The organism is Streptomyces sp. NPDC048639, assembly GCF_043199075.1.
Classification (GTDB): Bacteria; Actinomycetota; Actinomycetes; order Streptomycetales; family Streptomycetaceae; genus Streptomyces.
Map to the genome: position 1 here is coordinate 888,234 of NZ_JBICVP010000002.1, position 24,857 is coordinate 913,090.

A 24,857-nucleotide genomic window follows, 5' to 3' on the forward strand; every position below is an offset into this window, starting at 1 on the left:
GGGGCGGCCCACCCGGATCGCAGCCGTCGGCAACCGGACGTCGGAGGAAGCGGCGGCAACCGAACGGCGGCGTCGGAGGAGGGGGCAGACCGTCGTGGGCGGAGGACCCGGCCAGGCAGCGGAGGTGCCCAACTCGGCGGTCGGCCGGGGCAGTCGGCCAGGACCGAGGGACCCGGACAATCGGTCAGGACGGCGGACCGAGGCAATCGGTCAGGGCGCCGGACCCAGACAATCGGCCGAGACGACGGACCGAGGCCATCGGCCAGGGCGACGGACCGAGGTTCGGCCAGGGCAACGGACCGAGGCGATCCGTCAGGGCGACGGACGCGATCGGCCGGGACGACGGGCCGGACCGGTCAGCCGGGACGACGGGCCTGTGCGGCCGGCCTCCGGGGCATGCCGGGGCGGCAGACCGGGCAGCGCGTCTCAGCGGCCGCGGAGGCGGCGGACCAGGATGCTCGCGTCGCCGCGCGACTCGAGGTCGGCCAGGACGACCGCCACGGCCTCACGGACGATGCGGCCGCGGTCGACGGCGAGCCCGTGCTCGCCGCGCAGCACCAGCCGCGCGTGTTCGAGGTCCATGAGCTCCTCGGCGGAGACATAGACGGTGATCTTCTCGTCGTGGCGCTCCCGGCCGCTCGGGCGGCGGGACGCCGACGAACGGGAGCGGCGCCGTCCCTGGGCGCCGACGTTCTGCTGGGCGGGGTTCGTGCCGGGCGCGGAGCGCGGTGCCGCGGGCCCTTCCTGGGCCGGGCGGGACTGGGGCCGGGCGGCGGCCTGCTGCGGCGTACGGACGTCCCCCTGCTTCTCGTCGCCGCTTCCCCGCCCGCTGTGCTCGGCCGAGGATCCGTCCACCGGCGCACGGGCCGGGGTTTCCTTGCCGGACGCGGGAGTTGACGTGCCGGACCGGGTGGAGGATCCCGAAGGCGCGCCGGGCGCCTTGGAGGCGGAGGGCCCCGCCTTGCCGGCCGGGTCCTGCTCGCCCGCCGGGGCCGGCACGCGCGGCGCCGTCCCCGGTGCTTCCCCGTTGGGGTGCTGCCGGGGGGACGACGGCTGGAGAGCGGTCCCCCCGGTGGTGCGGAACAGTTCGTCGGCCCCCGGGAGACTCACTCGGCGTGGCACCGGGCGAGCACCTCCCTGGCGAGCTGGCGATACGCGGCGGCACCCACGGAGTTGGAGGCGTACGTCGTGATCGGCTCGCCCGCGACCGTGGTCTCGGGGAAGCGGACGGTCCGGCCGATCACCGTGTGGTAGACGTGATCGTCGAAGGCCTCGACGACGCGCGCGAGGACCTCGCGGCTGTGCACCGTGCGCGAGTCGTACATCGTGGCGAGGATGCCGTCGAGTTCGAGCTCCGGGTTCAGCCGCTCCTGGACCTTCTCGATCGTCTCGGTGAGCAGGGCCACACCGCGCAGTGCGAAGAACTCGCACTCGAGCGGCACGATCACCTTGTGGGCCGCGGTGAGCGCGTTGACCGTCAGCAGGCCGAGCGAGGGCTGGCAGTCGATGACGATGTAGTCGTAGTCGGCCATCAGCGGCTTCAACGCCCGCTGGAGCGTGGACTCCCGGGCGACCTCGCTGACCAACTGCACTTCAGCGGCTGACAAATCGATATTGCTGGGCAGCAAGTCCATGTTGGGGACAGCCGTCTTGAGGAGGACCTCGTCGGCCGACATGCCCCGCTCCATGAGCAGGTTGTAGACCGTGAGGTCGAGCTCCATCGGGTTGACGCCGAGGCCCACGGAGAGGGCGCCCTGCGGGTCGAAGTCGACCAGCAGCACCCGGCGTCCGTACTCCGCAAGTGCCGCGCCCAGGTTGATGGTCGAGGTCGTCTTGCCGACCCCGCCCTTCTGGTTGCACATCGCGATGATCTTCGCGGGACCGTGGTCGGTCAGCGGGCCCGGGATCGGGAAGTACGGAAGTGGCCGCCCGGTCGGGCCGATGCGTTCCCGGCGCTGGCGGGCAGCGTCCGGTGCAAGCGTCGCCGCGTATTCCGGGTCCGGCTCGTATTCGGCGTCGGGGTCGTAGAAGTGCCCCTGGGGCAGGTCGTCGTAGTCGGCGAACCGGGTGGCGGGATCCGACCCGCGCTTGTCGCCGGCCATGGCGTTCACGTGATGGCCGTCCATGCTCTGGTGGGCTGTCGTGCTCTGCTGGCGGGTTGCGAGGGTGTTGACAGCGACGGAGCCGACAGCCTCGAGCCCGAAGGGCCCCTGGCCCCGCACTGAAGGCACCCCCACGCCCTCGGGTCGTAGAGGTCCCATCCCTGGTTGTCCACCTCCGGGAGTAAATGTCGACTCATTCACAAGTCGTCTTACCTCCTCGGATGTGGCCGGGAAACTTATCGATAGGTCAGCGTGACACCATGCCGACGGTTGGCGACTCTATGGCGTGTCGATGGTTCACAGCAACACAATCCACCGGACCCGGCATGATGTGTCGGCATCCGAACGCCCTTATGTCAAGGGTGTAACGACCTCGACAGCCCTCACTTTTCGCCTGCGCGAACCGGTTAATGGGTTGCATTCGCGGCGAGTTGAATGGGTGTACGGGAAACACCGGCACGCATGCGGCCGGACCCTGGTCGACAAGGCCCGGCCGGATGCGCGGTGTTGACGATGTTGACGAAGGGCGTTGACACCCTGTCGGGTGACTCCCCGAAAACTCAGCCGAGGAGCGAGCTCAGCTCCACCGACTGCAGGCCGTGCGCCTCGGCCACGGGGCCGTAGACGACCTGCCCGTCATGGGTGTTGAGACCCTTGGCGAGCGCGGCGTCGCGGCGCAGCGCCTCCACCCAGCCGCGGTTGGCCAGCTCGACGATGTACGGCAGCGTCGCGTTGGTCAGCGCGTACGTCGAGGTGTTGGGCACCGCGCCCGGCATGTTGGCGACGCAGTAGAACACGGAGTTGTGGACCTGGAAGGTCGGCTCGGCGTGCGTGGTGGGACGCGAGTCCTCGAAGCAGCCGCCCTGGTCGATCGCAATGTCGACAAGCACACTTCCCGGCTTCATCCGGGACACCAGCTCGTTGGTGACGAGCTTCGGCGCCTTTGCACCCGGGATGAGCACCGCGCCGATGACGAGGTCGGCGTCGAGGACCGCCTTCTCCAGCTCCAGGGCGTTGGAGACGATCGTCTGCACCTTGGCGCCGAAGATCTTGTCGGCCTCGCGCAGCCGGTTGATGTTCTTGTCGAGCAGGGTGACGCGGAAGCCCATTCCGATGGCGATCTGCGCGGCCTCCCAGCCGGAGACGCCGCCGCCGATGACGACGGCCTTGGCCGGGGCGACGCCCGGGACACCGCCGGGCAGCACACCGCGGCCGCCGGCCGAGCGCATCAGGTGGTACGCACCGACCTGCGGGGCGATGCGGCCCGCGACCTCGGACATCGGGGCGAGCAGCGGCAGCGCGCGGTTCGCGGTCTCCACCGTCTCGTAGGCGATGGAGGTGGTGCCGGACTCCAGCAGGGCGTCCGTGCACGCACGGGAGGCGGCCAGGTGCAGGTAGGTGAAGAGCGTCTGGTCCTTGCGCAGGCGGTGGTACTCCTCCGCGATGGGCTCCTTCACCTTGAGCAGCAGGTCGGCAGTGGCCCAGACCTCGTCGGCGGTCGGGAGGATGTTCGCCCCGGCGGAGACGTACTCCTCGTCCGGGATGGAGGAGCCCAGGCCGGCGCCCTGCTCCACGAAGACCTCGTGGCCATTGCGGACGAGCTCGAGCACGCCGGCGGGGGTGATGGCCACCCGGAACTCGTTGTTCTTGACCTCGCGGGGGATGCCGACCTTCACGTCGATCACGGTCCTTGAATGGGGGATTGTGTACAAACCCCAGCATGCGACTGCATACGGGATGTCACCGCCACGCGGTGCGGCGCAACCAGTCTATTGAAGGACGTCGCGCTGTCTAGCCTTTCAAAGCATTAATCTTTTGGCAGACCGCCACGGATTTCGCAGGCAACTCCCGGCGTGTCGCTGAGCAGCCTGTCTGCAGCACCACGCCGTATCCGGGCAGCCGCCGGGTCGCCGAGGCGGTCCAGGGTGTCCGCCATGCGCATCTGCAGCGCGGCCTGGAGCCGGCGGTCCCCGGCTCGCATCGCGCATGACAAGGCGTCCTCGCAGGTGCGCAGCGACTCGTCGGGCCGGCCCGCGTACTCCTGCACCCGCGCCATCTCGCCCAGCGCCCGCGCGTGGCCCCGGTCGTCGCGCAGCCGGCGGTAGCCGGCCGCCGCCGCGCGCCAGTTCCGCATCGCCTCGCCCCAGCTCCCGGCGTAGCAGTGCACCGCACCCAACCGTCCGTAGAGACGCGCCTGCTCGGCCGGTTCGTTGCGCGCGAGCCGTACGGACAGGGCCCGGCCGTACCAGTCCGCGGCCCGCTCCCAGTCCTCCAGCTCCTGGTACGTGCCACCCAGGGACTCCAGGGCGCGCACGGTGAGCAGCGGGTCCCCGGCGGCCCGTGCGGCGTCCAGGGCGCTCCGGTAGCGGGCCAGGGCGGCGCGTGCGCGGCCCGCCTCGGTGTCCAGATCGGCCAGATTGAGGAGCGCGGCGGCCTGCTCCACCTTCAGGCCCCGCCGCTCGGCGACCCCCAGCACCAGCTCGTGCAGGGGGTAGAGCTCGGGGGCCGCGCCCTCCTCGCCCCGGTGCGCGATCAGGGCTCGTACGAGCGCGGAGACCAGCCGCCGTGCCTGGGTGTCCAGTTCACCGTCCTCGACCGCGAGCACGGCGGCGGCCAGCAGCACCGGGAGCCGCGAGTCGAGCCACTCCGCGGCCGCTTCCTCGGTGGGGAAGCGCAGCGCCTTGGGCAGCCCGGCCAGCCGCTTGCGGGCGGGCGAGTCCACGGGCTCGGCGGTCGCCCGGCAGGACTGGAGCTGCCGTACGGTCCGCTCCAGCATCCGGGCGCGGGCCAGCAGCACCTCGGAGGGCTTGTCCCGGTCCTGGAGCAGCGCCCGGAGGAACGGGGCGAGACAGCCCGGTACGCCGTACTCCGGCAGACCGTGCCGCGGTCCTTCGGCGCAGCGCAGCAGCCCCTGCGCCGCGAAGAGATCGAGGGTGCCCTGCGCGGCGGTCACCGAGCACCCGGCCAGCGCGGAGGCGATGTGCGCGTCGACGCAGCCCGCGGGGGCCAGCACCAGCAGGCGCAGCATCCGGGCCGCGGGCGGGGGCAGCTCCTCGTACACGAGGCGGAAGGCGCGGGCCAGGGCGCGACGTCCTTGGGCGTGCTCCTCCCCCAGCGGCATGTCGCGCAGCCGCTGGGCCAGATCGGCGACCGAGGCCTTGGGCCGCGAGGCGAGCCAGCCGCCCGCGAGGACCAGGGCCGCGGGCTGGCCCGCGCACTCCTCGACGAGTGAGCGGGCGGCGACCGGGTCGACGGTGAACCGGGTCCGGCCACCGGCGTGATGGGCGAGGACTTCGACGGCGGCGTCGGCGTCGAGGCCGCCGAGCGCGCACGGCCGTACGTCCGGCACCCCGGTCAGAGGCCCCTCGGAGGTGGCGAGGACCAGGCAGTCGTGCTCGTCGGGAATCAGCGGATGCACCTGCTCGGGGTCCCCGGCGTCGTCGAGCAGCAGCACGAACCGCCGCCCGGCCAGGGCTTCCCGCAACGCCTCCGCGAGATCCTCCTCGTCCGAGCCGGGAGCGCCGGAGGTGCCGAGCGCGGCGAGGAGGTCGCGGGCGGTACGGGCCGTGGGGACGGGCCGTCCGCCGGGCCGGGTGAGCCGGGCACGCAGCACACCGTCGGGATAGTCGTCCGCCACCTGCCGGGCGAACTCCTCGGCGAGCGCGGTCCGTCCCGAGCCCGGCCCGCCGGCGATGAGCAGCACGCGCGCGCGGGCGGACTTGCGTCCGGAGAGGGTGTCGAGCCCGGCCTGGGCGATGTCCTCGCGCAGCGCCTTCAGCTCGCGGATCCGGCCGCGGAAGCCTGGGGCGGCCGGTCGTGCAGCGCCGCCGCCGGGGGTCCGGCCCCGGGACTTCTGCGCGCGCCCGCCCGGATCCAGTGCCTGGTCCGCCACGGCCACGCTCCCTTCCCCTGCCTTCGGGGCGGGGTGTCCCCGGCGCGGCCGGGGTCTTCAGAGCCGCCCCGTGCCCGCGCACCGGCCCGCCGCGGCTGCGGACGGGAAGGATCCGAGCGTAGTTCAGAATGCGCGACGGGCCGTGCGGGGCAGGGCGGTTGAGGCGCCCGAAGATCACCGCATCGGATCATCGCGACCGCAGCCGGCGGGCCGGGCGACTGCCGAGCGGCGGCGGCCCGGCCGGGCACGGGGACCGCGGCCGGCGCAGGGACTACGACCGGACACGGGATTGCGGCGGGGCACGGGGCTGCGGCAGGCGCCGGCGCGGGGGGGGCCGCGGACCGGCCTCGCCGGAGGGGAGCGGCTACGCCTCGAACGGACGGGCCGGCCACGGCGCGTCGGCCGGGCGCAGCGCGTCGATGCCGTCCCCCGCGAGGGCCGCGGCCAGCGAGAGAACGCCCACGACAAGGCAGTTGTTGTGCAGATCGCCCGCCAGCACCCCGCGTACGAGGTCCTGGAGCGGAACCCGGGCGTGCTCCATGTCCGCCTCTTCCTCGGAGACGTCGAAGCGCTCGCCCTCGGCCTCGGACAGATTCCGGGCGAGGAAGATCCGCACGGCCTCGTCGCAGCCGCCGGGCGTGGTGTAGACGTCGGTGAGGACCCGCCAGTCCTCGGCCTTGACGTGCGCCTCCTCGTACAGCTCGCGCTGAGCCGCGTGGAGCGGGTTCTCGCCGGGGACGTCGAGCAGCCCCGCGGGGATCTCCCAGAGCTTCTGGCGCACCGGGTGGCGGTACTGGCGCAGCACGAGCACCCGGCCTGCGTCGTCGAGGGCGAGGGCCGCCACCGAGCCCGGGTGGACCTGGTAGTCGCGATTGACGACCGTGCCGTCCGGCATGCTGACGCGGTCCGTACGGACGCTGGTCTTGTTGCCGGTGAACGGGGTGGCGGTGTCGACGATCCGCCACTCCTCCGCCGTGTCGCGCAAGCGCTCGCTGTGCTGGCCCATGAGCTGGGAGACCTCCCGGGGAACGATGGTGCGGGGGTACGGAACGTGCGTGGCCCGTACCCCTGCCCACCGTATCGGTCAGACCTTTGTGCTCCGCTGGCGCGCTGCCTGCTGCCGCTCGACGGCCGCCTTCACCAGGCCCGCGAAGAGCGGGTGCGGCCGGGTGGGGCGGGAGCGCAGCTCGGGGTGCGCCTGGGTGCCGACGAGGTAGGGGTGGACGTCGCGCGGGTACTCCACGTACTCCACCAGCTTGTTGTCGGGCGAGGTGCCGGAGAAGACCACGCCGTTCTTCTCGAGTTCGGCGCGGTAGGCGTTGTTGACCTCGTAGCGGTGGCGGTGGCGCTCCTCCACGTACGGCTGGTCACCGTAGACCTCGCGGACGATGGAGCCCTCGGCCAGCTTGGCCGGGTACATGCCCAGGCGCATGGTGCCGCCCATGTCGCCCTCGCCCGCGACGATGTCGAGCTGCTCCGCCATGGTGGAGATCACGGGGTGGGCGGTGGAGGCGTCGAACTCGGTGGAGTTGGCGTCCGTGATGCCGGCCAGGTTCCGCGCCGCCTCGACGACGATGCACTGGAGGCCCAGGCAGAGGCCCAGCAGCGGGATCTTGTTCTCGCGGGCGAAGGTGATGGCCGAAACCTTGCCGTCGACGCCGCGCTCGCCGAAGCCTCCGGGGATGCAGATCGCGTCGACGTCGGCCAGTTGCTGCTTGACTCCGGCAGGCGTCCGGCAGTCGTCCGAGGTCACCCACTTGATCTTGACGCGGGCGTTGTTGGCGAACCCGCCCGCGCGCAGCGCCTCGGTCACCGAAAGGTAGGCGTCGGGCAGGTCGATGTACTTGCCGACCAGAGCCAGGGTGATGTCGTGCTCGGGCTCGTGGACGCGGCGCAGCAGGTCGTCCCACTGGGTCCAGTCGACGTCGCGGAAGGGCAGGTCGAGCCGGCGCACCACGTACGCGTCCAGGCCCTCGCCGTGGAGCACCTTCGGGATGTCGTAGATCGATTTCGCGTCGATCGCGGCAACCACGGCGGCCTCGTCGACGTCGCACATAAGGGAGATCTTGCGCTTGATGGACTGGGGAACTTCCCGGTCCGCGCGCAGGACAATGGCATCCGGCTGGATACCGATGTTGCGCAGCGCAGCGACGGAGTGCTGGGTCGGCTTGGTCTTCAGCTCGCCGGACGGCCCGATGTACGGGAGGAGGGAGACATGGACGAAGAACACGTTGTCCCGGCCCACCTCGTGGCGGACCTGCCGCACGGCCTCCAGGAAGGGCAGCGACTCGATGTCGCCGACCGTGCCTCCGACCTCGGTGATGACGACGTCCACGTCGTCGGTCGCCATCCGGCGGATGCGGTGCTTGATCTCGTTGGTGATGTGCGGGATGACCTGCACGGTGTCGCCCAGGTACTCGCCGCGCCGCTCCTTGGCGATCACCGTCGAGTAGACCTGCCCGGTGGTGACGTTCGCCGAGCCGTCGAGGTCGACATCGAGGAAGCGCTCGTAGTGCCCGACGTCCAGGTCCGTCTCGGCACCGTCGTTGGTGACAAATACCTCACCGTGCTGGAACGGGTTCATCGTGCCAGGATCGACGTTGAGGTACGGGTCCAGTTTCTGCATGGTGACCCGCAGGCCCCGCGCCTTGAGCAGCGCACCCAGGCTGGAGGCGGTGAGCCCCTTGCCGAGCGATGAGGCGACACCCCCCGTGACGAAGAGGTGCCTGGTCGTCATGGATTTGGGCGGCAGTGCCAAGAGGGGGCTCCCGTGGTCGCGTCGTGAAGTGCGGGCCGGCCGTACCCTGGTCCGGAGTGGTTCCGAGGGGATGCCGTCGCTGCGGTTCGGGGGTGCCTTCACCAGGGGTGGGCCCCACCGGTCCACGGGCTACCAGGGTATCAGCGACAGCGGGAGACCGCTTCAGGCCAGTCCGCCCCGGCTTTCGGGGCCGGGCAGGGTTTGGTGCGGCGCCCGGTCGGGTTCGGCACCGGCATCCTGCGGTGCGGGATCGACCCGCGGTTCCGGTACGGGATCGACCCGTGGTTCCGTTACGGGGCGGACCTGCGGTTCCGTTACGGGACCGGGCTCCGAACCGGCACCGGAGGTGGCTCACCCGACAGGCTCAGGGAGCTTGCCGGGACGGTCGCACAGATCACTACCGCGCGTCGTATCCTGCTCGGACACATCAGCGAGCGAGCCGGTACGGCACCACCCCCGCCCACCCCCCGGAACATGAGCTCGTCAAAGTTCCCCTGACCGCAAGACGCCCTGAGGGGCGCCCAGCCGTTCGACTGGAGATGCACGTGGCCGGGCGTATCGAGGATTACGCTCTCATCGGAGACATGCAGACCGCTGCCCTGGTCTGCAGGGACGGCACGGCCGACTGGCTGTGCCTCCCGCGCTTCGACTCGCATTCGATCTTTGCGGGTCTGCTCGGCACGGACGAGCACGGATTCTGGAGACTCGGCCCGGCGCACAAGGAGGGCACCGAGCCCCCCGCCGCGGACCGCCGCCGCTACCAGGGCGACTCCCTTGTACTGGAGTCCGAGTGGGACACCCCGCGCGGCACGGTGAGGGTGATCGACTTCATGCCGCCGCGTGACGGGGCACCGCAGCTGATCCGGATCGTGGAAGGCGTCAGCGGTCGGGTGCCGATGCGGTCGGCGCTGAAGATGCGCTTCTCGTACGGCTGGGTCACACCCTGGGTGCACAAGATCGACGGGCGGACCGTGGCGGTCGCCGGCCCGGACTCGGTCTGGCTGGACACCCCCATCGAGACCCGCGGCGAGGACCTCACCACATTCTCGGACTTCACCGTCTCCCCCGGCGAGCGGATCGCCTTCACCATCAGCTGGCAGCCTTCGCACAAGGAGCCGCCCCAGCTGCCCGAGCCCGAGGCGTCGCTGGAGGCGACCGAGGACTTCTGGCGCGAGTGGGTCGAGCAGTGCACCTACCACGGCCCGTACCGGGACGCGGTGGTCCGCTCGCTGATCACGCTCAAGGCGCTGACGTACGGGCCGACCGGCGGCATCGTCGCGGCGCCCACCACCTCGCTGCCCGAGGACATCGGCGGCAGCCGCAACTGGGACTACCGCTTCACCTGGCTCCGCGACGCCGCGATCACCCTGTCGTCGCTGCTGCGCACCGGCTACCGCGACGAGGCGCGCGCCTGGCGCGAGTGGCTGCTCCGCGCGGTCGCGGGGGACCCGGAGAACCTGCAGATCATGTACGGGATCGCGGGCGAGCGGGAGCTGGGCGAGACCGAGCTGCACTGGCTTCCCGGCTACGAGAACTCCCGGCCGGTCCGGGTCGGCAACGGCGCGGCGGGACAGCTTCAGCTCGATGTCTACGGAGAGGTCACCGAGGCCCTGCACCTGGCCCACATGACCGGCCTGGCGCGCAACGACTACGCCTCCCTGCTCCAGCTCAAGCTGATCAAGTACCTCGAGGATCACTGGAACGAGCCGGACGAGGGCATCTGGGAGGTCCGCGGCCCCCGACGCCACTTCGTCCACTCCAAGGTCATGGCCTGGGTCGCCGTGGACCGCACGGTGAAGCTCATCGAGTCCGGCGAGGTGGACGGGCCGCTGGAGCGGTGGCGCGAGCTGCGCGACGAGATCCACCGCACGGTGTGCGAGAAGGGTTACGACAAGGAGCGCAACACCTTCACGCAGTACTACGGCTCCAAGGAGCTGGACGCCTCGCTGCTGCTCATCCCGCAGATGGGCTTCCTGCCGCCGGACGACAAGCGCGTCATCGGCACCATCGAGGCGATCCAGCGCGAACTGGGCACCGAGGACGGCTTCCTGCTGCGCTATCCGACGCAGGGCGACGAGAAGGGCGTGGACGGTCTGGAAGGCGACGAAGGCGCCTTCCTCGCCTGCTCGTTCTGGCTCGCGGACGACCTGGCCATGATCGGCCGGGTGGACGAGGCCCGGAAGCTCTTCGAGAAGCTGCTGTCGCTGCGCAACGACCTGGGGCTGCTCGCTGAGGAGTGGGACCCGCGGCTGCAGCGCCAGGTCGGGAACTTCCCGCAGGCGTTCAGCCATGTGCCGTTGATCGACACGGCGCTGCGGCTGACGGCCTCGGGCGCGTACGGGGGCTGAGCCCGTCCGGCGTGCTGTCGCCGTCCGCCGCCGTGGCGGGAGGAGCGGTCTTCGCGGCTCCCGTCACGACGGCGAGGTGAGCGACCGGGGAACGGCTCAGAACGGCGTCAGCGTGAGCGTCATGCTCGCGGGGGCGCCGTCCTCGATGTACGAGGCGAATCCCGCCACGTCGTCGAAGGCGAAGCCGTACGCCTTGCCGTCCTCCGACGCCCCGTGCATCGCCTTGGCGTAGTGGTGGGCCGCGTCCGTCCCGTAGAAACCGGCGGGGTCGGTGGCCGGCTGGGCGAGCCGCTCGTGCAGCGTGGTGCGGTTGAACGCGGCACCGAGGATCGCTGCCACGGGACCCACGATCCCCTCGGGGTCGTTCGGTGCGGCCAGCGCGCCGTCGCAGAAGAGCACATCCCGCGTCGACGGCTTGCCGAAGGACACCGAGCCGGGTCCGGTGAAGGACAGCCTTCCGCCGCTGACCCTGCCGGTGAAGGTCCCGGCGTTGGTGGTGACGGTGAGGTCCTTGGACGCGTACGTGTTCCACACCTCGTCGATGTACGACGCGAAGTGGTCCTCCGCGAACAGCCCGGCGTCCAGCCCGTGACCGGGTGCGATCACGCGGCGGTCGTCGATGACGAGCCGGGAGAAGGCGTCCTGGGCGGCGACGTCGGAGAAGATCCTTTCCCGGCCGCCGTCCTTGAGGGTGCCGGTCGTCTGGTCCTTGGCCCCCGTGAGGTGGATGGCCATGGGGACGCTGAACATGTCGACCATGGTGGTGTTGCAGAACATGCCGCGGTCGTTGTAAGTGAACTCGGCGCAGTCGTGCAGCACGGGGTGGTTGGGGTCGGACTCCACCCAGCCCGCCGGGTAGGCGAGCGCGGCCTTGCCGTCCCCGTCCTCGACGGCCTTGACCTTCAACTTGTCGCCGAGTGCCGCGTAGATCCGGCCGGAGAGGGGCGGGAGCGTGAGGGTGGTGTCGCCGGAGCCGGCGAGCGGGATGGCGTAGTCGGTGAAGCCGTCGGAGCCGTTGTCGGAGAGGGCGACGGGCTTCAGCTCGCCGTCGGGGGTGACCCGGACCTGCTGCTGCCCGTCGTTGCCGACGATGTAGAGCCATATCGACGTATTGGCGAATTCCCCTGTCCTGTTGGAGACGGTGAGCGGCAGGCCCGCGGCCGCACGCGTGCCCGTGCGGGCGGCGGGGCGTGCCCTTCGCGCGGGGGCATCCGAGGCGCGGGCGGATCCGACGGCGAGGCCGGCTCCGATCCCGCCGGCGGCTCCGGCGGCGAGCCCGAGAAGCCTGCGGCGGCTCAGCGGGGGCGCGTCTGCGCGGTGCTTGCTGGTAGGCATGTTCTTCTCGCTCCTCTTCGTGGTGGGGGGACGGGAGGAGATGGGCGTGGGAGAAGGTGAGAGCATGGTGGAAGAGAGCGCTCTCACGTCCCTGACCCAGCACATTGCCGACAAGAGGCGGTAGCGTCAAGCCTCCGCGAAGAACAAGGAGTTGACCGTGCCCGAACCCCGCCCCACGCTGGAAGCCGTCGCCGCACACGCCGGGGTTTCCCGCGCCACCGTGTCGCGTGTGGTCAACGGCAGTGCGGGCGTACGTGACGCGGTGCGCGAGAAGGTGCAACGCTCCGTGGCCGATCTCGGCTATGTCCCCAACAGCGCGGCCCGAAGTCTGGTCACCCGGCGTACGGGGGCGGTGGCGGTGGTCATCGCCGAGCCCGAGCGGCGCGTGTTCTCCGACCCCTTCTTCGCCCAGCAGCTCCGCGGCATCAGTCGCGAACTGTCGGCGAACGACACCCAGCTCCTGCTCCTGCTCGTCGAGCACCCGCGGGACTACCCGCGGATCGGCCGCTATCTCTCCGGCGGCCATGTCGACGGCGCCCTGATGTTCTCCCTGCACAGCGACGACCCGCTGCCGTCGATGGCCGCCTCCTCCGGGCTGCCCACGGTCTTCGGCGGCCGTCCCGGCTGGGCGGAGGCGGACGGCGAAAGCGGGCTGCTCTATGTCGACAACGACAACCGCGGCGGGGCCCGCCAGGCCGTGGAGTACCTCCTTGCCCAGGGCCGTCGGCGCATCGCCGTCATCACCGGCCCCCTCGACCAGACCTCGGCGACCGACCGGCTCGACGGCTACTGCGAAGCCCTCGGCGTCTCGCGGCCGGACCCCGCGCTGCTGGCCCGCGGTGACTTCACGGCGGAGGGCGGCGAGCACGCCATGAACGAACTGCTGGTCAACACCCCCGATCTGGACGCGGTGTTCGCGGGCTCCGACCTCATGGCGACGGGCGCGCTGCGCGCCCTGCGGGCGGCGGGACGGCAGGTGCCGAAGGACGTGGCCGTCGTCGGCTACGACGACATGGAGCCCGCGGCCTGGGCCGAGCCGCCGCTCACCACCGTCCACCAGGACGTCGAGGAGATGGGGCGCATGATGGCCGCCCTGCTGCTGCGGCGCCTGGGCGTGGCGCCTGCCGGCGGCCCGGAAGGGACGGGGGGTCCGACGGCGGAGGGGACGGCCCGTACCGCGTCGGAGGCGGAGGGCGCACCGTCGGAGGGTGCGCCGTCGGAGGGCGAGCCGCTCACGCCGGTGATCACCCCGGCGCGGCTGGTGATCCGCGCCTCGGCCTAGGGTCTGTCGTCGAAGGGACGGAAGGGGCGTCCCGCTCGCGCTCGGAAACGGCACCTCGCTGCGTTGTCGGAGTCGCCGGAGTGCGCCGCGCGCGTCGCATACGAGCCGACCCTCCGCCGTGCGGTTCTCCCCCACCTGCTACCGCCGGGATGCCCCGACCAGCGGACACCGTCCGGGGTCGGAGGCTCCTGGGGCGACGGACTCCGGCGGACGCGGAGTACGGGATCCGGGGCTGAGGGGGCACGGGACTCGGGTCCGGGAAGGGCTGGGGGAAGGCTCCGGGAAGAGCTCGGCATCCGGGGCGCGGGTAGGGGCAAGAGGTCCGTCGGGCGGTTCGGGTCGCGGCGCGCACTCCCGTCCGGTCCTGTCGTCCGCCCGCCGGCCCCGGCCCGTCCCTCCCGGGATTGTGCGCGGCCCACGCACGCGGGGTAGCGTCCGCGTCATGGAAGCTCAGGCCGGGATCACGGTACGGCGGGCACTCGAACTGCCCGCTCTCCGTCGCGGCCTCCCCGAGGTCGTCGCGTCGGAGGACCGCCTCGACCGGCCGGTCCGCTGGGTCCACGCGGGCGAGGTGCCCGACATCGCCTCCCTCCTCAAGGGCGGCGAGCTGCTCCTGACCACCGGCCTCGGGCTCGGTGCGCGCCCGGCCGACCAGCGCACGTTCATCCGCAAGCTGGCCGAGCGCGGCATCGCGGCGCTCGTCGTCGAGCTGGGCGGCCGCTTCACGGAGTTGCCCGCCGCCCTCGTGGACACCGCGCGCTCCTGCGATCTGCCCCTCGTACAACTGCACCGCCAAGTCCCGTTCGTGACCGTCACCGAGGAGATCCACACCGAGATCGTCAACGGGCACTACGCGATGCTGCGCAGCGCGGAGGAGGTGCACCGGCGTTGCACGGAGCTGCTGCTGCGCGGCGGCGGTGCACCGGATGTGCTGCGGCTGCTCGCGGAGTTCGCGGGCAACCCGGTGTTCCTGGAGACCCCGGACGGGCAGTTGCTGTACGCGGCCGGTGCCGCCGGCGGGCCGGCTCCCGATGGTGCCGCCGCCGATCCGGTGCAGGTGTGGGACGGCATGCGTCGGCAGCGTTCCGGCCGTTCGGCCGAACTCCCCGCCGGCGGCGTCACGGTCGACATCCCGGGCGGCGGACCCGGCCCCGGCGCCGTACGCGCCCGGCTGGTGATCCTCCCCGTCGACCGCCCGCTCGCCCCGGTGCACCGGATCGCCGCGGAGCGTACGGCCGGGCTGCTCGCGGTCGTCCTGATGCAGGCCCGGCAGGAGGACGAGCTCGCGGCGCGCGGCCGCGGCGACTTCCTCACCGATCTCGCCGAGGGCCGTACCGCGGCCGAGGACGCTCCCGCCCAGGCGCGCGTCCTCGGATTCCGGCCGTCCGGCGGGCTGTTGCTGCCGGTCGTCATGCGGCTGCCGGCCGAACTCATCCCGCCCGGCGACTGGGCGGTGCTCGTCCGCGCGGTGCAGGAGGAGCTGAGCACGGTCGGACTACCGGTGCTGATGGGCGTACGGCCGGTGGAGGGCCGGGTTCCGCTGCTGCTCGGCCTGCGCTCGGAGTCCGAGCGGTCCGCCGCCGCCGACCGGGTCGCCGCCGCCCTGCGCGCCGGCATCGAACGGGCCGGGCTCGAACGCGCCGGAGTCCTGCCGCCCGCGGTCGTCGTGGGCGTCGCGGGCGACTGGGCGAACGCGGGCCCGGGCCTGCGGCACGCGGCGGAGGCGGCGACAGCCGCACAGGGGCTGCCGCCGAGGCCGTGGTACGACGCGCGCCGCCTCGACATCGATCTGCTGCTGTGGCGTCTGCGCGACCACCCCGATCTGGCGGCCTTCGTGGACCGGGCGATCGGCCCGCTGATCGCCCACGACCGTACGGCCCGCCCGCCGCTCCTTCCCACGCTGGAGGCGTATCTCGCCCACGCGGGGAACAAGGCGGAGACGGCGCGCGAACTCCACCTCAACCGCCAGACCCTGTACGACCGTCTGGCCCGCATCTCGCATCTGCTGATCACCGATCTCGACGACCCGCAGGCGGTTCTGACCCTCAACCTCGCGCTGCAGGCCCGCCGTCACGCTCCCTGACTGGGGTGGAGGGCGGCGCCCATGGACACTGCGGCGCGGGGCCGAGGCGCGGGGTGCGCGGCCGGTTCGCGAAACGCGGAAGCGCGGGGTGCGGAAGCGCGGGGTGCGGAAGCGCGGGGGCCGTGCGCGTCAGGCGGTGGCCGTTTCGAAGCGTCCGCTCGCCTCGCCGCACAGACGCCCCGGCGGAAGCTTCCGGCCGTAGGCGACGAGCAGCAGGTCCTGGGCGGCGCCGGACACGGTGGGTCCGCTGCCGAAGGACCAGTCCAGGTCATCGGCCCGGAGTTGGACGCCTCTCAGGTCGGCTCCGAAAAACCGGCAGGTGCGCGGGGTGACCGTGGTCAGCAGGATGCGTACGCGGTCCTCGGGAATCCGGCGGGCGTGGTCCAGGGCGACCGTGATGTCCAGGCCGTGGACGACATCGTGGCCGAGCGCCGCCGCCTGCCCACCGACCGGGGGCGTCCAGGGGTGGTGCGCGTTCTCGCGGAGAAACGCGGCGAGCCGCTCCGTCGAGTGGCGCTCCACGTCCCGCCGGGCGCACCGGTCGGTCATCCGGTGCAGACTGCCGCGTGCCTTGAGGAGTTGGGCCGCCACCTCCAGACGCGAGTACCGGAACCCCAGGGTCATGTGGGCCGCGACTTCGCGCACCCGCCACCCCCCGCACAGGCTCGGCGCATCCCATGCCTCCAACGGCAGTTCGTCGAGCAGGTCCGCCAACTCCCCGCGCTCCGCGACGATTGCGGCCTTGATGTCCTGCGTGGACGGGCGGTATGTCGTCAAGTTCCCCATGACTCAAGGGTGTCGACGGCGAGGGCCATAGTCCAAGAGACAGTTCTTCTGCTGGCTAGCATCATCGGTTATGGAGCTTCGTCAACTGCAGTACTTCGTCGCTGTGGTGGAGGAGGCCGGCTTCACCCGTGCCGCAGCCCGTCTGCACCTGGCCCAGCCGGGCCTGAGCGCCCGGATCCGGCAGCTGGAACGGGAACTCGGCCAGCCGCTCCTCGACCGCTCCGGCCGGTCGGTGACCCCGACGGAGGTGGGCGAGGCCGTCCTGCCGTACGCGCGGGCCGCGATCGCCGCGGTCGAGGGGGTACGGGAGACGGTGGATGCGTTCACCGGGCTGCTGCGCGGCCGGGTCGGGATCGGGCTCGTCTCGGGCGCCGCCGCCCATGAGTTCGACATCGCCACCGTCCTGGCCGGTTTCCATCGGGACCATCCGCACGTCGAGATCGCCCTCAGCGAGGACACCTCGGAGCGGATGCTCACGGCGGTGCAACGCGGTGAACTCGACATCGCTCTGGCCGGGTTGGTGGACGAGGGCCCCCCGCCGGGCATCGCACTGCGGATCGTGGTCGACGAACCCCTGGTCGCCGCCGTCGCCCCCGGCGATCCGCTCCTGGAGGAACCGGGCCGTACAAGCGTTCCGTTGACGGCGCTCCGCGACCGCCCCCTGATCAGTCTCCCTCGCGGATCCGGGCTGCGCGGCGTCCTCGATCACGCGTGCGCGCAGGCGGGCTTCCGGCCGCGGATCGCCTTCGAGGCGGCCTCACCGGCACTGCTGACCCAGCTCGCCGCGCGGGGGTTGGGCGTCGCCGTGGTCCCGGCTCTGCCGCCGGATGCGGCATTGGCCTCCGGACTGCGGACCATGTTGCTCACCGAGCCGCGGCCGCGCGGCCGGATCGCCCTGGCCTGGCGGGCGAGCGGGCCCACGGGCCCGGCGGCGCGGGCGCTGCTGGACCTGCTGCGTACGGCACTTCCCGGAGCGCGGACCGGGACGGAAGCCCGGACCAGGACGGAAGCGGCCGGGGACGAGGACCAGGACGCAGAGGCGGCGGCCGGGGGCAAGGACCAGGACGGGGGCGTGACGGCCGCTTCCGGGGCCGGGTCGGCGGAGGGAGCGGAGGGGGCCGGAGGAGGCTGACGGCCGGTCGTCATACCCCGGTCAGCGCTGCGAGGCGGACCGGCAGCGGGCGTCGAGTTCGTCGTAGACGCTCAGTACCTGTGCCACGGTGTCGTCCTCCGTCGGCCACGTCGCTGCCTGTTCCGGTCCCGCCAGGGCCAGTTCGGCGCGCCGGCGCGGGTCGGCGAGCAGTCGTGCGACGGTGTTCGCGAGCGCGGCGGGCTCACCGTACGGGACGAGTTCGGCCGCCGTCCCCACCAGTTCCGGCACGCCACCGACCGCGGTGGCCACCAGCGGCACCCCGGCGCGCAGCGCCTCCTGCGCGAAGAGGGACCGCGCCTCCCACCGGCTGGGCAGCACGGCGACATCGGCCGCGCCCAGCAGCGCGGTCACGTCCTCGTGGCGGCCCAGCAGCCGTACGGGCAGGTCCTCCCGGTCGATGCGCCGCTGCAGCCAGATGCGTTCGGGGCCCTCACCCGCCAGGACGAGCAGCGGCTGCGGCTCCAGACGGCGCCACGCGCGGGCGGCGTCCAGGAGCGGTTCGTGCCCCTGCCAGGCTTCGAGCCGGCCGACGGTTAGCAGCAACGGCCGTCCCACCGCACCCAGTTCGGCGCGCGCCTTGGTGCTCCGGCGGTCGTCGTCGCCGGCCTCGTCCGCGCCGTCGGGTGAGGGCTTCCGCAGGGGCGCGGGAACGGCGACCGGCGCGAGGCGGGCATCGCGCGCTCCGCGCTCCCTGGCGCGCTCCACCAGTTCCGAGCACGCTCCGAGCACAACGGTCGCGGCCCGCGCGGCCCGGCGCTCCGTCAGACGTACGAGATGGGCCCGCGCGCCCTCGGCGTGGATCGCGGTGTGCCAGGTGACGACCAGAGGCGTGCGGGCGCAGCCGAGGGCCAGGGAGGACCGTACTGCGGAGCGCGGCCCGTGGGCGTGTACGAGGTCGGCGTCCGCGCAGACCGCCCGCAGCACGGCGAGCGCGGCCGGGTCCGTACGCGCCTCGGCAGGGATGAACCGGGCCCCGGCACCGGTGAAGTCGTAGGCGCGCTGGGCCGCGTACGGGGCGCATACCGAGACCTGTACGCCCCGGGCGACAAGTCCCGCTGCCAGCGAGTGCACATGCGCCCCGCTGCCCGAACTCCCCCGCCCCAGCACCTGGACCGCGTGCAGGGGCGGCTGCCCCAGCGGCGGGACCGGTGTGCTGCTCACGCGGTGAAGCTCCTGATCGGGGTCGTACGCGAGGCGGTTCGGGCGGTACGGCGGGTTGACGAGTGGGACGGGATGGGGCGGTGGCGCATGGCGCGCCCCCAGCATGCCAGCACCGGCCCCCGGGCGGGCAGGGATGCTCAGCGGATTCTGCGCACTGCGGCCCGGCGCGCGCCGGGGCGGTCACCCGACCGGGGTACGACGATCCCTGTACGACAACCCGGCGTACGAACTGCCCGGACTACGACCGGCACCGGGTTCGCCCGGCCGGTGCGTTCGCCACCGCGGCGCGGCGCCCGGTGCGAGCGCACCGGGATACGAACCCGGCAGGCCGGTCAGCGGCCACGCCCGCCCGTGGGCCGTACGGGCGTGACGCCGCGCGAGAAGACGGAGGCAGGTTCGGGGCGGCGGCCCAGGTCGTCCCAGGCCCGCAGTGGTGCGAACCTCCGCCAGGCAGCGCCGGTTCCGACGGCCTCGCCGACGATCGCCGCTCCGACGACCGCCGCGGCGTGCAGGACCAGCCCCGTACGGCCGTTGCCCGCCACGACCGCAAGACCGAGCCCGGCGCCCAGGGCGTGCGCTCCCGTGTCGCCGAGCATGGTGCGTTCGCCGAGGTCGTCGCAGAGGACGGCGGCCACGGCGCCGACGGGCGCGGCGGACAGAACCCCGGCCGCCCCGCCGAGCAGCAGGCCGGGAGCCGCCGCGGCGAGCACGGCCTTGGCGGCCCGGCCGGGGCGTACGTCGAGGAGGTTGGCCAGATGCGCGCTGCCCGCGATGACGACTCCGGCGAGGATGCGGTCGGCGGGCCGCCGTTTCAGCAGTGCCCCGGCGAGAAGGCCGGTGGCCCCGATCCCGAAGAGCTTGACGGTCCCCGAGGTGATCTCGCCCTCGCGCAGGGCTTCGAGGTGGGCCCGGAATCCGCGGCGGCGGTCACCGCGGCCCGCCATGTCGTCGTACGCGCCGCAAGCGCCGGCGGCGAGCACGGCCAGTGCGGCGGCGGCCCGGGCCCGTACGGGGAGGGTGGGGGCGGTGGTGACCGCGAGGGCTGTTCCGAAGGTGACGGCGGGGCCGGCGTGGAGGTCGACCAGGCGGCCGGAGTGATTGCGGCGCTCCCACAGCTCGGTGCCGCCGGGGGACTTGCGCCGCATCGCGGCGTAGGCCGCACGGGCCGCCCCAGCCGCGGCGAGCAGGGCCGCGGCCCGCCCCCGCATTCCGCCGTCCGGCTCCGCCACCATCGCCTTGCTCCCCTCACCTGGTGAATCGCCCGTCACCCTAGTTCCTCATCACCCCTTCCAGCAGGGCAGGTTGAGGAATTCCCGCAGGCTGGGGGTCCCGCATCGGGGGTTGCGCGGTGAGGCGGCGAAGCGGCCGGGTGTGGAGGGCGTGGGCGGAGGGCGCTCCGCTCCCGGCATCCGGATACGGAACACCGGCTGCCGGGAACGGCGTCGGGCACGGCGGGCACAGCGAGTACGGCGGAACGGCCGGGCGCCCACGTCCGGGCGCAGCGCGGCGTCATACCCCTCAGCGTCTCCCGTTGGGCCCCCTGAGCGTCCGCGCACGCCGCACACACACCGCGCACACCTGCGTGACAGCAAGCAGGTCGGCACCAACAGCCGCTTCCATACGACGAGTTGATCCCGCACGGGCGCCACTTCCACTTGCAGCCGCCGCCAGTACCGTCACGGCATGGCCTCGGGCCGCCGGTCCTGACGTGAGGTCAAGAACCGTTCGCCGCACGGCACCCCATCGCCAGGCCAAGACGCGCGGCGCCCCATCGCCGGGCCGAGACCGAGCGGCTGCCCCTACCGCGGCGCCGCCTCCCCCGCCAGGCGGTCCGCCGCCATACGGTCGGCCGCCGCGCGGGCGGCTTCGAGCAGTTCCTCCGCGTGTGCGCGCGCCAGCTCGGAATCCTCCTGGCCCGCCAGCATGCGCGACAGTTCGCGGACCCGGTCCTCGCCCTCCATGGCCTTCACGCCGCTGCGCGTCACCGAGCCGTCGTCGGTCTTCTCGACCACCAGATGCCGGTCCGCGAACGCCGCCACCTGCGGCAGATGCGTCACGACCACCACCTGGGCGGACTTGGCCAGCCGTGCCAGACGCCTGCCGACCTCGACCGCGGCCTTGCCGCCCACGCCCGCGTCCACCTCGTCGAAGAGATAGGTCGGCACAGGCTCGGACCCGGCGAAGACGACCTCCACCGCGAGCATCACCCGCGACAGCTCACCGCCCGAGGCACCCTTGGCGATGGCCCGCGGCTGCGCACCCGGGTGCGGGGCGAGGAGCAGTTCGACCTCGTCGACGCCCGTCGGCCCGAACCCGACGGTCCGCCCGTCGACCTCGATCCCGGCCGCGTCCTCGGTGTGGCGGATGTCGATGGTCACGCGCGCGTGCGGCATGGCCAGCTCGGCGAGTTCCGCAGTGACCGCGTCGGCGAACCGCTGCGCCGACTCCCTCCGAGCATCCGTCAACGCCTGGGCAAGGCCGGACAGTTCGGCCCGCAGCCCGTCGTGCTCCGCCGTGAGTTCATCGATCCTGTCGTCGTCGCCCTCCAGCTCGGCGAGCCGGGCCGCGCTCTGCTCGGACCAGGCGAGGACCCCGGCGATGTCCTCCCCGTACTTGCGGGTCAGTTGCGTGAGCGCGGCGCGGCGCTCCTCCACGGCGGCCAGGCGCAGCGGGTCGGCGTCGAGGTCGTCGGCGTAACCCGCCAGCTCTCCGGCCACGTCCGAGAGCAGGATGCCGATCTCGCCGAGCCGGTCGGCCAGCGCGGCCAGTGCCGGATCGTGGGTGCGTACGGTCTCCAGGGCGCGGTGCGCGCCCCCGACCAGGGTGGCCGCGTCCACGCCCTCCGGGTCCTCCGGGTTGCCTGCGAGCCCTTGGTGCGCGGCGGTGGCTGCCGAGGCGAGGGCCTCGGCATGGCCGAGCCGCTCCGCCTCCGCGGCGAGTTCGGTGTCCTCGCCGGGCCGGGGCTCCGCGGCCGCGATCTCCTCGAGGCCGAACCGCAGCAGGTCCGCCTCCTGCGCCCGCTCGCGGGCGCGCGTCGTCAGTTCGTCCAGTTCGGCGGCGGCCGCCCGCAGTCGCCGGTACGCGGCCCCGTACTTCTCCAGGGGCGTCGCAACGGCCTCGCCCGCATAGCGGTCGAGGGCCTGCCGCTGCCGCGCCGCCTTCAGCAGCCCCTGCTGGTCGGTCTGGCCGTGCACGGCCACCAGGTCGTCGGCGAGTTCGGCGAGGAGCCCCACCGGCACGGACCGCCCGCCCAGATGTGCCCGGGATCTCCCCTCGGCGGAGACCGTGCGGCTGATGAGCAGTGCGCCGTCGTCCAGTTCGGCGCCCGCCTCCTCCGCGCGCACCGCGGCCGCGGCGTCCCGGGGCAGGGTGATCCGCCCCTCGACGACTGCCGCCTTCGACCCGATCCGTACCAGGCCGGGGTCGGCTCGCCCGCCGAGGAGCAGGCCGAGGCTGGTGACGACCATGGTCTTGCCGGCGCCGGTCTCACCGGTCACCGCAGTGAAGCCGGGTGACAGCTCCACGACGGCGTCGTCGATGACCCCGAGCGACCGTATCCGCATCTCCTCCAACACGGACACGACCTTACGAGGTTAGGAGGGCACCGCGCGACGCCCTACCCGAGAGGGGGTCCCGTAGGGCGCGCGTGCGGTTCGCGCACGTACCGCTGGGCCTCTGCCCGCGCCGCCCGCCCTGGGGACACCCCCACCCCGGCCCGGGTGATCACTCCATGGCCCCGGCCGCGCCCCGGGCACGACGCTGGAGCCACCGCCCGGACAGGGCGGTGAGAGCCGAACACCCGTAAGAGTCACGGAGGTTGTGGAGGATGGGCGCTTCACTCGCGCGGGCATCGATGCGCGCGCACCGGCCGGTGTTCGCCGGAACAGCGGTCGCCTACTGCTCGCCGCGGACGTGGTGAGCAGCGCTCCCGACGATGCTCTCGGTCACGGCAACGAACGGGCTGCAACCATTCGTACAGCGGCTGATCGCCAGCGACGCGGTGGACATCACGGCGGCGGGCCTGCTGACCGGCTCGGTCTCTTTGTCGCTTTTCGCGGCAGTGTCGACCCCGGGAGCGGCTGTGGCACTGCGGCGCCGCCGCGAACACGACGCTCCGGGCGGGCCGACCGCCGCCCACCTCCCACCACACGTCCCGGCCTCTCACCACACGCTCCGGCACGGCCTCACGACGCACACCCCGGACCACCGGGGCACACCTCACGGCGCACCTCGGCGACACCCGGCCACACCCGACCGCCCGTTCACCCCGCATCCCGCACCCCGCACGCCGCACCCCGCACCCCAGGGAGACATTCATGACCACCGACGCCCGCCGCCACCGCCGTACGACCGTCACCGCGCTGGCTCTCGCCACCGTGACCGTCTTGGCCACCACCGCCGCCGCGACCGCCTGCGGCGGAGCCGCCGGCGCGGCCGGCACGGCCGGCACGGCCGGCACGGCCGACGCGGTTCCGCCCGAACGCCCCGCCCGCGCCTCGGTGCAGGGCGTCTGGCGTACGGACGGCTACGGCACCATCGTGGCCGTCGAGGGCCGCCGGCTCCGCAGTTACGAGACCACGCGCGGGAGTTGCCTTCCGGGCGCGCTCACCGCCACACGGTCCGGCCCGGTCGGCCCCGACGGCGGCGCGGAGTTCGCACCCGGGGAGGACTCGGACTACGACCGCGTGACGGTGACACCCGAGCCCGGCGGCCGCACCGCCCGCCTCCGCATCGCGAGCAGCGTGGGCGACCGGGTCCTGCACCGCCTCCCGGGCGTCCCGCGCACATGCGAGCGCGAGCCCGCCGACGACCCGCGGGCCGTCTTCGACGTCTTCTGGCGGACGTACGCCGAGAACTACCCCTTCTTCGCGGCGAAGGGCATCGACTGGAACGCCGTCCGTGACCGCTACCGCCCCCGGGTCACCGCCGGTACGACGGACGATCAACTCTTCGCGATCCTCCGGGACATGATCGAGCCGCTCCACGACACCCACACGGGTCTCATCGCCGGCAAGGACCGGCGATACGCGGGGCACCGGCAGGACACCGAGTTCCCCACCGCCGAATCCATCGCGCGGATCGACAAAGCGACCGCCGAGAGCGTGGGAGCCGAGCAGCGCCGCTGGGCGCAGGGCGCCCTGTCCTACGCCGATCTGCCCGGCCGCATCGGCTACCTCCGCATCACCCGCTTCGCCGGCTTCACCGACAAGGGCGACTACGCGAGCGCCGCCGCCGAACTCGACAAGGCTCTCGACTCCGTCCTCACCGAGCAGCGCACCGAGGGACCGGAACGGCTGCGCGGCCTGGTCATCGATCTGCGCTTCAACGGGGGCGGTTCGGACCGGCTGGGCGTCCGGCTCGCCTCCCGGCTGACCGACCGCCCTTACATCGCGTACACCAAGCACGCCCGCAACGACCCGGACGATCCCGGGCAGTTCACCCCCGGCCGGCGGATCCGGGTCCGGCCGCACGGCGATCGCCCGGTGTATTCGGGGCCGGTGGCGGTGCTGACCGGGCGGCTCACCGTGAGCGCGGGCGAGACGTTCACCCAGGCCCTCATGGGACGTACGCCCGCACCCACGCGGATCGGCGAGAACACCCAGGGCGCCTTCTCCGACACCCTCGACCGGACGCTGCCGAACGGCTGGTCCTTCATCCTGCCGAACGAGGAGTTCCGCACGGCGGAGGGCACGACGTTCGACGGCGCGGGCATCCCGCCGGACATCCGTACGCCGGTGTTCACGGACGAGGAGTTCGCGAAGCACCGCGACTCGGCCCTCGCCCGCGCCCGCGCGCTGCTCACCGTGAAGAGCCGCGACTGAGGGCACGCTGCCGGACCGCTGCCGCCGCCGGAATCCTGCCGCCGCCGGAATCCTGCCGTCGGCGGAATCCTGCCGTCGGCGGCGACTACGGCGCGACAGCCCTGACGGCGCTCCTCCGACGCGGGTGACACTCCG

The 24,857-nt window shown here is 72.8% G+C and carries 16 protein-coding genes; 5 read left to right on the forward strand and 11 right to left on the reverse strand.

The window, feature by feature from the left end; translation table 11 throughout:
- Positions 1-426: 426 nt before the first annotated feature.
- From ACGFNH_RS08230 to ACGFNH_RS08255, 6 genes are all read right to left on the reverse strand, one after another.
- Positions 427-1,122 carry a hypothetical protein gene (locus ACGFNH_RS08230; protein ID WP_393652194.1) on the reverse strand — a complete coding sequence of 232 codons (696 nt, stop codon included), beginning with the start codon at positions 1,120-1,122 and terminating at the stop codon, positions 427-429.
- Complete coding sequence (locus tag ACGFNH_RS08235; protein WP_393652195.1) at positions 1,107-2,261, reverse strand: ParA family protein; 1,155 nt, start codon at positions 2,259-2,261, stop codon at positions 1,107-1,109. Before ACGFNH_RS08235 ends, ACGFNH_RS08230 begins: the two co-directional genes overlap by 16 nt.
- Positions 2,262-2,662: 401 nt before the next feature.
- Entirely contained in the window at positions 2,663-3,778 is a 1,116-nt protein-coding gene (ald, locus tag ACGFNH_RS08240) for an alanine dehydrogenase (RefSeq protein ID WP_393652263.1), read from the reverse strand.
- A 131-nt stretch (positions 3,779-3,909) separates the two neighbouring features.
- The gene (locus ACGFNH_RS08245) at positions 3,910-5,994 is read right to left on the reverse strand and encodes a tetratricopeptide repeat protein (protein ID WP_393652196.1); all 2,085 of its coding nucleotides are present in this window, start codon (positions 5,992-5,994) and stop codon (positions 3,910-3,912) included.
- 364 nt (positions 5,995-6,358) lie between these two features.
- Positions 6,359-7,000 carry an NUDIX domain-containing protein gene (locus ACGFNH_RS08250; protein ID WP_393652197.1) on the reverse strand — a complete coding sequence of 214 codons (642 nt, stop codon included), beginning with the start codon at positions 6,998-7,000 and terminating at the stop codon, positions 6,359-6,361.
- A gap of 78 nt (positions 7,001-7,078) precedes the next feature.
- Positions 7,079-8,731 (reverse strand): CTP synthase, encoded by a 1,653-nt coding sequence (locus tag ACGFNH_RS08255; protein ID WP_393652198.1) that lies wholly within the window; start codon positions 8,729-8,731, stop codon positions 7,079-7,081.
- Between the two features lie 560 nt (positions 8,732-9,291).
- Here ACGFNH_RS08255 and ACGFNH_RS08260 point away from each other — a divergent pair.
- Entirely contained in the window at positions 9,292-11,100 is a 1,809-nt protein-coding gene (locus tag ACGFNH_RS08260; RefSeq protein WP_393652199.1) for a glycoside hydrolase family 15 protein, read from the forward strand.
- A 96-nt stretch (positions 11,101-11,196) separates the two neighbouring features.
- Here the strand turns inward: ACGFNH_RS08260 and ACGFNH_RS08265 are convergent, their stop codons facing one another.
- A complete protein-coding gene (locus ACGFNH_RS08265) occupies positions 11,197-12,435 on the reverse strand; it encodes a beta-1,3-glucanase family protein (RefSeq protein ID WP_393652200.1) in 1,239 nt (412 codons plus the stop codon).
- 151 nt (positions 12,436-12,586) lie between these two features.
- Here ACGFNH_RS08265 and ACGFNH_RS08270 point away from each other — a divergent pair, with 151 nt between their 5' ends.
- On the forward strand, positions 12,587-13,717 hold the full coding sequence (locus ACGFNH_RS08270; protein WP_393652201.1) for a LacI family DNA-binding transcriptional regulator: 1,131 nt from the start codon (positions 12,587-12,589) through the stop codon (positions 13,715-13,717).
- Positions 13,718-14,159: 442 nt separating this feature from the next.
- Positions 14,160-15,800 (forward strand): PucR family transcriptional regulator, encoded by a 1,641-nt coding sequence (locus ACGFNH_RS08275; RefSeq protein WP_393652202.1) that lies wholly within the window; start codon positions 14,160-14,162, stop codon positions 15,798-15,800.
- 129 nt (positions 15,801-15,929) lie between these two features.
- Here the strand turns inward: ACGFNH_RS08275 and ACGFNH_RS08280 are convergent, their stop codons facing one another.
- Positions 15,930-16,586 carry a maleylpyruvate isomerase family mycothiol-dependent enzyme gene (locus tag ACGFNH_RS08280; protein ID WP_393652203.1) on the reverse strand — a complete coding sequence of 219 codons (657 nt, stop codon included), beginning with the start codon at positions 16,584-16,586 and terminating at the stop codon, positions 15,930-15,932.
- 70 nt (positions 16,587-16,656) lie between these two features.
- Between ACGFNH_RS08280 and ACGFNH_RS08285 the strand changes: the two genes are divergently transcribed.
- Positions 16,657-17,718 carry a LysR family transcriptional regulator gene (locus ACGFNH_RS08285; RefSeq protein WP_393652204.1) on the forward strand — a complete coding sequence of 354 codons (1,062 nt, stop codon included), beginning with the start codon at positions 16,657-16,659 and terminating at the stop codon, positions 17,716-17,718.
- A 21-nt stretch (positions 17,719-17,739) separates the two neighbouring features.
- Here the strand turns inward: ACGFNH_RS08285 and ACGFNH_RS08290 are convergent, their stop codons facing one another.
- From ACGFNH_RS08290 to recN, 3 genes are all read right to left on the reverse strand, one after another.
- Positions 17,740-18,900, reverse strand: coding sequence for a glycosyltransferase family 4 protein (locus tag ACGFNH_RS08290; protein ID WP_393652205.1), 1,161 nt, complete (start codon positions 18,898-18,900; stop codon positions 17,740-17,742).
- Between the two features lie 332 nt (positions 18,901-19,232).
- The gene (locus ACGFNH_RS08295) at positions 19,233-20,132 is read right to left on the reverse strand and encodes a hypothetical protein (protein WP_393652264.1); all 900 of its coding nucleotides are present in this window, start codon (positions 20,130-20,132) and stop codon (positions 19,233-19,235) included.
- Between the two features lie 567 nt (positions 20,133-20,699).
- Entirely contained in the window at positions 20,700-22,463 is a 1,764-nt protein-coding gene (recN, locus tag ACGFNH_RS08300) for a DNA repair protein RecN (protein WP_393652265.1), read from the reverse strand.
- A gap of 753 nt (positions 22,464-23,216) precedes the next feature.
- Here recN and ACGFNH_RS08305 point away from each other — a divergent pair.
- On the forward strand, positions 23,217-24,722 hold the full coding sequence (locus ACGFNH_RS08305) for a S41 family peptidase (RefSeq protein WP_393652206.1): 1,506 nt from the start codon (positions 23,217-23,219) through the stop codon (positions 24,720-24,722).
- The last annotated feature ends 135 nt before the right edge of the window (positions 24,723-24,857 follow it).

Coding starts and splice junctions, on each gene's coding strand:
- ACGFNH_RS08235 (WP_393652195.1), bottom strand. CDS start 2,261: ATGGGACCTCTACGACCCGAGGGCGTGGGGGTGCCTTCAGTGCGGGGC.
- ACGFNH_RS08250 (WP_393652197.1), bottom strand. CDS start 7,000: ATGGGCCAGCACAGCGAGCGCTTGCGCGACACGGCGGAGGAGTGGCGG.
- ACGFNH_RS08255 (WP_393652198.1), bottom strand. CDS start 8,731: ATGACGACCAGGCACCTCTTCGTCACGGGGGGTGTCGCCTCATCGCTC.
- ACGFNH_RS08260 (WP_393652199.1), top strand. CDS start 9,292: ATGCACGTGGCCGGGCGTATCGAGGATTACGCTCTCATCGGAGACATG.
- ACGFNH_RS08265 (WP_393652200.1), bottom strand. CDS start 12,435: ATGCCTACCAGCAAGCACCGCGCAGACGCGCCCCCGCTGAGCCGCCGC.
- ACGFNH_RS08275 (WP_393652202.1), top strand. CDS start 14,160: ATGGAAGCTCAGGCCGGGATCACGGTACGGCGGGCACTCGAACTGCCC.
- ACGFNH_RS08280 (WP_393652203.1), bottom strand. CDS start 16,586: ATGGGGAACTTGACGACATACCGCCCGTCCACGCAGGACATCAAGGCC.
- ACGFNH_RS08285 (WP_393652204.1), top strand. CDS start 16,657: ATGGAGCTTCGTCAACTGCAGTACTTCGTCGCTGTGGTGGAGGAGGCC.
- ACGFNH_RS08295 (WP_393652264.1), bottom strand. CDS start 20,132: ATGGTGGCGGAGCCGGACGGCGGAATGCGGGGGCGGGCCGCGGCCCTG.
- recN (WP_393652265.1), bottom strand. CDS start 22,463: ATGCGGATACGGTCGCTCGGGGTCATCGACGACGCCGTCGTGGAGCTG.
- ACGFNH_RS08305 (WP_393652206.1), top strand. CDS start 23,217: ATGACCACCGACGCCCGCCGCCACCGCCGTACGACCGTCACCGCGCTG.